This is a genomic window from Caballeronia mineralivorans PML1(12) (assembly GCF_001028175.1).
GTDB lineage: Bacteria > Pseudomonadota > Gammaproteobacteria > Burkholderiales > Burkholderiaceae > Caballeronia > Caballeronia mineralivorans.
In genome coordinates, this window is record NZ_AEJF01000120.1 from 1 (window position 1) to 7,733 (window position 7,733).

The window sequence follows — 7,733 nt, forward strand, 5'->3', positions numbered from 1 at the left end:
CGAGCGTCCGCCCCACGATCCCTTCGATACGCGCCGCCTGCGGTTCGGAAATGATCGGCGAGAGGGTCGTGCCGGGCGTCCAGGTTGCGCCCGCTTTCAGTCCGCTGAACACAGCCTGGATGCGTTCGGCCAGCGGCTCTGCGAGCGAACGCTCGACCAGCAGCCGGGAACCTGCCACACACACCTGACCTGCATTGCCCGAAATTGCCCCGGCGATACGGCGCGCGACATCGTCGAGACGCGGGGCATCGGCGAAGACGATCTGCGGGCTCTTGCCGCCCAGTTCCAGTGTGACCGGCTTGGTGCCTGTTTCGGCGCACGCAGCCATGATGGCCGCGCCCGTACGGGTGGAGCCGGTGAACGTGACCTTGGAGATCTTCGGATGGCGCACAAGTGCGTCGCCCGTCGTGCGGCCATCGCCTTGCACGACATTGAAAATGCCTGCCGGAATGCCGGCGCGGATTGCGAGTTCGGCGAGGCGCAGCACTGAGAACGGCGTCATTTCCGAGGGTTTCAGGACCACGGCATTGCCTGCTGCGAGCGCCGGCGCAATTTTCCACGACGCCATCACCAGCGGGAAATTCCACGGTGCGATGGCGCCGATCACGCCGTACGGTTCGGCAATCGTCATGCCCAGATGATCGTGATCGGTTGCGGCCACGTCGCCGCCGATCTTGTCCGCGAACTCCGCGTAGAAGCGGATGCCTTCGGCTGTGAATGGCACGTCCCAGTTACTTGCGTCGCGGATCGGGCGGGTTGAACCGAGCGCTTCCAGCGGGCCGAGCGTCTCGACATCGGCTGCGACGAGGTCGGCGAAACGGCGCAAGATCCGGGCACGCTCGCGCGGGGGCATGGATCGCCAGCCGCTGGTGCGAAACGCCTGCCACGCGTTTTCGACTGCGCGATCGATCATGTCTGCGTCTGCGAGCGGCACCGACGCATACACCACGCCATCTGACGGGCGCGCGACCTCGATGCGGCGCGCGCCTTCATCCACATATTCGCCGCCGATGAAATGGCCGCTGCGCACGGTCACGGCGGCGGGATCGAAGCTATCCATATGAAGGTCCTTTGAGTAGCGACCGCGGATGCGGCGCGGCCTGATGGAATCGTAAGGCTAGCCGGACCACATTTATCGTCGACAAAAACAGTGGCTCAGCAGATCACACGCGTTATGAGGCCGCCGACGCGCCGTTTTGTATCGAAGTTCGCCTAGCGCGGCTTCAAAGCCTCTTCATGAAAAGATCGTCCTAGCCACGTTGGGTGGTGGATGCGAGAGTGGCGGCGTGGAACCTGAGCTTGATTACAAGGCCTGATGACCGGGCTTGCGTGAAAGCCAACGAGGGAGGCCGGCGTGTCCGAGCAAGTCAACGAACGAATTACCTATAGATCCTTTACCAGCGACGATATTGCTGCGGCGCATGCGCTGACTGTTGAACTCAAGTGGCCTCATCGAGCGGACGACTGGCGTTTCGTGGTGCAGGCAGGCGCAGGTTTTGTCGCGCAGACGCCGGAAGGTGTGATTGGCACGGCGTTGTACTGGACTTATGGGACTGAGCGAGCGTCGCTGGGAATGGTGATTGTGTCGCCGGCGTGGCAGGGCCGCGGGATTGGTAAAAAGCTGATGGAGCTCGTGCTTGAACAACTCGGCGGCCGCGTCACGTTTCTGCACGCGACAACGGCTGGACAACCGCTCTATGAGAAGTTGGGTTTTCGGGCGGTTGGCACGCTCGACCAGCATCAAGGGGCTGCATTCCAGCCGCCGCTGGTGTCGTTGCCACCGGGTGAGCGGTTGCGGCCGCTGGGCTCCAACGATGCTCCTCGTTTGATCGAGCTGGCTTCGCGGGCGTGTGGGCTGGATCGTGGTGAGGTGCTGCCGGCGCTGCTTGAGAGCGCGGATGGGATTGCACTGGATCGTGATGGCGAATTGCTTGGTTTTGCTTTGTTCAGGCGCTTTGGACGTGGGTTTGCGATTGGGCCGGTGGTGGCGCCGGATGCGCCTGATTCCAGTCGGGCCAAGGCGCTGATCAGTCATTGGCTGGCGTTGAACGAAGGGGTTTTTGTTCGTATCGATACGCCGGGGGAAAGTGGTTTGACGGAGTGGCTGGATGGGCTTGGACTGCCGCGGGTCGATTCGGTGGTCAAGATGGTTTTGAATGGACCAAAGGTTTTGGGGGCGCCTTTTCCTCCCGCTGATCCGGACTTTAAGCAGTTTGGGATTATTAATCAGGCAATGATGTAAGCGTTATTGGCTCTGGAAGACTCCGGCTTGCAAAACCCCTGGTGCGAACATCCCATGACTTTTCTATATAAAGGCAGTCCCGAACGCGGCGCGCAATGGGCAAAGCTATTTGCCCAAAAAGCCCCTGAGATCCCCTTCCACGTATGGCCGGAAACGGGCGGCGATCTCACGAAGATCCGCTACCTCGCCGCATGGCAACCGCCCGAGGACCCCGCCCGCACGCTGCCAAACCTCGAAGTCGTGTTCTCAGTCGGCGCAGGCGTCGATCAGTTCGACCTCTCCGGCGTGCCCGCACACATCCCGGTGGTACGGATGATCGAACCGGGCATTGTCGAAGGCATGGTCGAATACGTGACCCACGCGGTGCTCACCATCCACCGCGATCACTTCGACTACCACCTGCAGCAACAACAAAAAACCTGGCACCCCCTGCCCGTGCGCGCAGCCTCATCCAGACGCATAGGCGTACTAGGCCTCGGTGTACTCGGTACAGCAGTCCTCGAACAACTGCGCCTGTTCGGCTTCGCGTGCGCCGGCTGGAGCCGCTCAGGCCGCGAAATAGAAGGGGTGGCGTGTTACGCCGGCGCCAATACGCTCGATGCGTTCCTCGCCCGCACCGACATCCTCATCTGCCTGCTGCCCCTCACCGACGCCACCCGCGGCCTGCTGAACACAGCTCTATTCAACAAGCTGCCGCGCGGCGCATCGCTGATTCAAACCGGACGTGGCCCGCATCTCAATCAGGACGATCTGCTCGCAGCGCTCGCCAGCGGTCAACTACAAAACGCGATCCTCGACGTCACCGACCCCGAACCCCTGCCGGACACGCATCCGCTATGGACACACCCGCGCGTGCGGATCACGCCGCATATAGCAAGCGAGACGCGGCCGGACAGCGCCGTGGAGGTCGTGCTGGAGAACCTGCGCCGCCATCGCGAAGGTTTGCCGATGCTTGGTCAAATCGACCGCAATCGCGGTTATTGAACGTCGCCAACAGCGTTGGCCAATAAAGTAGTCGATAAGCCCCGCCAACCACGGCTTTTATGCGCCCGCGGCAGAAAATGCTGCCGGCGCGCTGCAAAACGCGGCATTCGCGCTATTTGGCGAATTGTTTAGGGCGTCGGCCCACCCCCCTCCTTCTCTAGTATGGAACGGTCATCAGCCCCTTTCCGCGACGAGAAAATTCCCCATGTCGATCCAATCGCTCATTGAAGCCGACCGCAAGCATCTGATTCATCCGGTCATCAACTACCGCGCCCACGAAGCCCGCGGCGTCACCGTGCTCGACTCCGCCAGCGGCGCGTTCCTGCGCGACGCCGACGGCAACGAACTCCTCGACGCCTTCTCGGGACTCTGGTGCGTCAACGTTGGCTACGGCCAGCCCAGCATCGTGAAAGTGGCCGCCGAACAAATGGCCCGCCTGCCCTACGCCACCAGCTACTTCCACTTCGGCAACGCACCCGCAATCGAACTGGCAGAAAAGCTGGTCGAGTTGTCGCCGGCTTCGCTGCAACACGTGTATTTCACGCTGGGTGGATCGGACGCGGTCGACTCCGCGGTGCGCTTCATCACGCATTACTTTAACGCGACCGGCCGGCCATCGAAGAAACACATCATCGCGCTCGAACGCGGTTATCACGGGTCGTCGTCGGTCGGCGCGGGACTGACCGCGCTGCCGGCGTTCCATCGCAACTTCGATGTGCCGCTGCCGAACCAGCATCACATCGCGTCGCCGTATGCGTATCGCAGCAATTTCCCCGGCGATGCCGAACTGATCGCCGCGTCCGTCGCCTCGCTCGAAGCGAAGGTTGCCGCGCTCGGGGCGGACAACGTCGCGGCGTTCTTCTGCGAACCGATCCAGGGCTCGGGCGGCGTGATCGTGCCGCCGTTCGGCTGGCTGAAAGCCATGCGCGAGGCCTGCAGAAAGCTCGGCATCCTGTTTGTCGCCGATGAAGTCATCACCGGCTTTGGGCGCACCGGCCCGCTGTTCGCCTGCCAGGCCGAAGATGTCGGACCGGACCTGATGACAGTCGCCAAGGGCCTGACGGCCGGTTACGCGCCGATGGGCGCGGTATTGATGTCGAACGCGATATACCAAGGCATCGCCGACGGCGACGCCGCCGCGATCGTCGGTCATGGTCATACGTATTCGGCGCATCCGGTCAGCGCGGCCATCGGCCTCGAAGTCCTGCGCCTCTATCACGAGGGCGGCCTGCTTGCGAACGGCGTGCGTCACGCAGAGCGTTTCGCGCGCGGCCTCGACGCGCTGCTGGCTCATCCGCTGGTCGGCGATTCACGTCATCGCGGATTGCTGGGCGCGCTCGAACTCGTCTCCGACAAAGAAACCAAGCAAGGCTTCGACGCATCGCTCAAATTGTCCGACCGGATCACGGCGGCGGCCTACCGGAACCGGCTGGTATTCCGTGCATTCGGCGACAACATCCTGGGTTTTGCTCCCGCGCTCAGCTACACGGAAGCGGAGTTCGACCTGATGTTCGAGCGCCTTGAAAAGACGCTCGACGACGTGCTCGCCGAACCCGAAGTCCGCGCTGCGTTGAAGGTTAAAGAGACTAAAGATGAGGTGAAAGGCGAGGTGAAAACGCACGTAGCTGCGTGATAAGATCGAATGACGATTTGCGACGATCCCACGCACCTGGAGAGACACCCTGACGATGAGCAGCGACGGCAAGCTTGACCGCATAGATCTGCGCATCCTTTCGCAATTGCAAAAGAAAGGCCGCATCACGAATGTCGAGCTGGCCGACGCGGTCGGGCTCTCGCCAAGCCCGTGCCTGATCCGCGTGAAGCGGCTGGAGAAGGCGGGATATATCGTCGGATATGGTGCGCAAATCCAGCTGGAGAAGCTGGGCGACGTGCAGATTGTCTTCACCGAAGTCACGCTTGCCGATCATCGCCGCGAGGACTTCATCAAGTTCGTCGCGGCGATCAAGGACGTCGATGAAATCGTGGAATGCCACTTGGCGAGCGGCGGCTACGACTACTTGCTGAAGTTCGTCACACGCAGCGTGAGTCACTATCAAAGCATCATTGAAGGCTTGCTTGAACGCGATATCGGCATCGAGAAGTACTTCAGCTTCATCATCATCAAGTCGCCGTTCGTGAAGAATCACTATCCCCTCGAAAGCCTGTTTTCGCAGAACCACAGTTAGGGCGCGGGCAGGTTCCATAACGCGAACTCTTCGGCGAGAAAGTCCACGCAAACCCGTACTTTCGCCGAGGAAGCCAGCCGCGCCGGGTACACCGCCCAGACGTTGGCGGGCTGGGTGACATCGGGCAGGACCTGCAGCAACTGGCCGCTCGCAAGCAACGGGCGAACGTCCCAAAGCGAGCGCAGCACAATCCCGCGCCCGGCCAGCGCCCATTGCACCGCGACCTCGCCGTGATTAGTCGACAGCGGCCCGGTCACCTTGATCGAAACCGGTTCGCCACGCACATGCAAGCGCCACAAACCGAACGGATGATCGCGCTCCTTGATCGCAAGACACGCGTGGCTCGCGAGATCGGCGAGTTGCCTGGGCGCGCCGTGGCGTTCCACGTAGTCCGGCGAAGCGCACAGCACGCGATGATTCGACGCCAGCCGCTTGGCAATCAGATGCGCCGCGATCTCATCGCCAATACGAATATCCAGGTCGAACCCTTCCCCCGCCACGTCCACCAGCCGGTCGAACAGATCGAGGCGCACGCTCAGTTGCGGGTGTTTGTCGGAGAGGCGCGCGAGCGCGGGCGCCACGATATGGCGGCCGAAGCCGAAGCTGCTGGATATGCGCAGCGTGCCGCGCGGAATGCGCCGTGTGGTGGACACGTCTTCAACAAGGTGATCGACGTCGTCGAGAATTTTTTCGGCCCACGCGTAGACGCGTTCGCCCGCCTCGGTGATGGCGACCCGGCGCGTGGAGCGATGCAGCAAGCGAGTGCCAAGATCGGTTTCGAGCACGCTCACGCGCTTGCTGACATACGCCGCCGAGACCGACAGGACTTCCGCCGCCCCGCTGAAGCTGGATTTGCGAGCGACGGTGCAGAAGACGCGGAGATCATCGAGGTTCGGAGAGGAGGTGATGTTCATTATTCACGCTTCGTGCACAGTGGCTTAACCAAAACGCTGATTTTAAGCCTTGTAGAGCGGAATAAAATATTCACTACAAGCAGGTACTCGCGGAAAACTCCCGTCCGATCAAAACCCTTAACAGGACCCCGAACATGACCAAAACCTACAAAATTGCGATCATCCCCGGCGATGGCATCGGCACGGAAGTAATGCCCGAAGCCATCCGCGTCCTCGACGCCGCCACCAAGCGCTTCGGCATTTCCATCGACTACAAGCACATTGAATGGGCCAGCTGCGAGTACTACCTGCAACACGGCCAGATGATGCCCGACGACTGGAAAGCGCAATTGCAAGACTGCGACGCCATCCTCTTCGGCGCGGTCGGCTGGCCCGACACCGTCCCCGATCACATCTCGCTGTGGGGCTCGCTCCTTAAGTTCCGCCGCGAATTCGACCAGTACATCAATCTGCGCCCGGCACGTTTGTTCGAAGGCGTGCCGTCGCCGCTCGCGAACCGCAAGGCCGGCGACATCGATTTCTGGATCGTCCGCGAAAACACCGAAGGCGAATATTCATCGGTCGGCGGCGTGATGTTCGAAGGCACGGACCGCGAGTTCGTCCTGCAGGAATCCGTTTTCACGCGCCACGGCAGCGAACGCGTGCTGAAATTCGCATTCGACCTCGCCCAGCGCCGCGAGAAGAAAAAGATCACCGTCGCCACGAAGAGCAATGGCATCGCCATCAGCATGCCGTGGTGGGACCAGCGCGCCGCCGAAGTGGCCGCGCTCTATCCGGACGTCAAGTGGGACAAGCAGCACATCGACATCCTGTGCGCGCGCTTCGTGCTGAATCCCGACCGCTTCGACGTGGTCGTGGCCACGAATCTTTTCGGCGACATACTCTCCGACCTCGGCCCTGCCTGCACCGGCACGATCGGCCTCGCGCCTTCGTGCAACCTGAATCCGGAGCGCAAGTTCCCGTCGCTGTTCGAACCGGTGCATGGATCGGCGCCCGACATTGCGGGCAAGAACATCGCCAATCCGATCGCCATGATCTGGTCGGCCGCCATGATGCTCGAGTTCCTCGGCGACTTCAAAGGCCCGGAACGCGAGGCGCATGACGCCATCCTGGCCGCTATCGAAGCAACGCTCAAGGAAGGCCCGCGTACCGGCGACCTCGGCGGCAAGGCGAACACGACGGAAGTCGGCCAGGCGATCGCCGCACGGTTGGCTTAAACCTAAGGAGCATGGATATATGACACGCCAGTTCGATTTGAAAGAGCTGATCCGCGAAGACAATTTCATCGATGGCCAATGGCGCGCAGCCGCTGACGGTGCACGCTTCGCCGTCACCGATCCCGCCACCGGCACGGTTATCGCGCAAGTCGCCGACAGCAGCCCCGCCGACGCCCGCGCCGCCACCGAC

The 7,733-nt window shown here is 61.8% G+C and carries 7 protein-coding genes and 1 pseudogene; 6 read left to right on the top strand and 2 right to left on the bottom strand.

The window, feature by feature from the left end:
* Positions 1-1,060, bottom strand: a 1,060-nt coding sequence (locus tag EOS_RS18835) for an aldehyde dehydrogenase family protein (protein WP_047848197.1), incomplete at its 3' end; no start/stop codon positions are given.
* Positions 1,061-1,354: 294 nt separating this feature from the next.
* Between EOS_RS18835 and EOS_RS18840 the strand changes: the two genes are divergently transcribed.
* From EOS_RS18840 to EOS_RS18855, 4 genes are all read left to right on the top strand, one after another.
* Positions 1,355-2,242 (top strand): GNAT family N-acetyltransferase, encoded by an 888-nt coding sequence (locus EOS_RS18840; protein WP_047848198.1) that lies wholly within the window; start codon positions 1,355-1,357, stop codon positions 2,240-2,242.
* 54 nt (positions 2,243-2,296) lie between these two features.
* On the top strand, positions 2,297-3,226 hold the full coding sequence (locus tag EOS_RS18845) for a 2-hydroxyacid dehydrogenase (RefSeq protein ID WP_047848199.1): 930 nt from the start codon (positions 2,297-2,299) through the stop codon (positions 3,224-3,226).
* 205 nt (positions 3,227-3,431) lie between these two features.
* Positions 3,432-4,859 (top strand): aspartate aminotransferase family protein, encoded by a 1,428-nt coding sequence (locus EOS_RS18850; RefSeq protein ID WP_047848200.1) that lies wholly within the window; start codon positions 3,432-3,434, stop codon positions 4,857-4,859.
* A gap of 55 nt (positions 4,860-4,914) precedes the next feature.
* On the top strand, positions 4,915-5,412 hold the full coding sequence (locus tag EOS_RS18855; RefSeq protein WP_047848201.1) for an Lrp/AsnC family transcriptional regulator: 498 nt from the start codon (positions 4,915-4,917) through the stop codon (positions 5,410-5,412).
* Here the strand turns inward: EOS_RS18855 and EOS_RS18860 are convergent.
* A complete protein-coding gene (locus tag EOS_RS18860) occupies positions 5,409-6,320 on the bottom strand; it encodes a LysR substrate-binding domain-containing protein (protein WP_087881968.1) in 912 nt (303 codons plus the stop codon). The two genes, EOS_RS18855 and EOS_RS18860, sit on opposite strands and share 4 nt — an antisense overlap.
* Positions 6,321-6,460: 140 nt before the next feature.
* On the opposite strand from EOS_RS18860, the gene EOS_RS18865 reads away from it, so the two are divergent.
* Both EOS_RS18865 and EOS_RS46340 read left to right on the top strand, forming a co-directional pair.
* The gene (locus EOS_RS18865; RefSeq protein ID WP_047848203.1) at positions 6,461-7,543 is read left to right on the top strand and encodes a tartrate dehydrogenase; all 1,083 of its coding nucleotides are present in this window, start codon (positions 6,461-6,463) and stop codon (positions 7,541-7,543) included.
* A gap of 19 nt (positions 7,544-7,562) precedes the next feature.
* Positions 7,563-7,733 (top strand): annotated as a pseudogene (locus EOS_RS46340) (succinate-semialdehyde dehydrogenase (NADP(+))); the annotation flags it as partial.

Bases quoted from the DNA above. Each gene is read 5' to 3' on its own strand.
- EOS_RS18855 (WP_047848201.1), top strand. From the start codon at position 4,915: ATGAGCAGCGACGGCAAGCTTGACCGCATAGATCTGCGCATCCTTTCG.
- EOS_RS18865 (WP_047848203.1), top strand. From the start codon at position 6,461: ATGACCAAAACCTACAAAATTGCGATCATCCCCGGCGATGGCATCGGC.
- EOS_RS18845 (WP_047848199.1), top strand. From the start codon at position 2,297: ATGACTTTTCTATATAAAGGCAGTCCCGAACGCGGCGCGCAATGGGCA.
- EOS_RS18850 (WP_047848200.1), top strand. From the start codon at position 3,432: ATGTCGATCCAATCGCTCATTGAAGCCGACCGCAAGCATCTGATTCAT.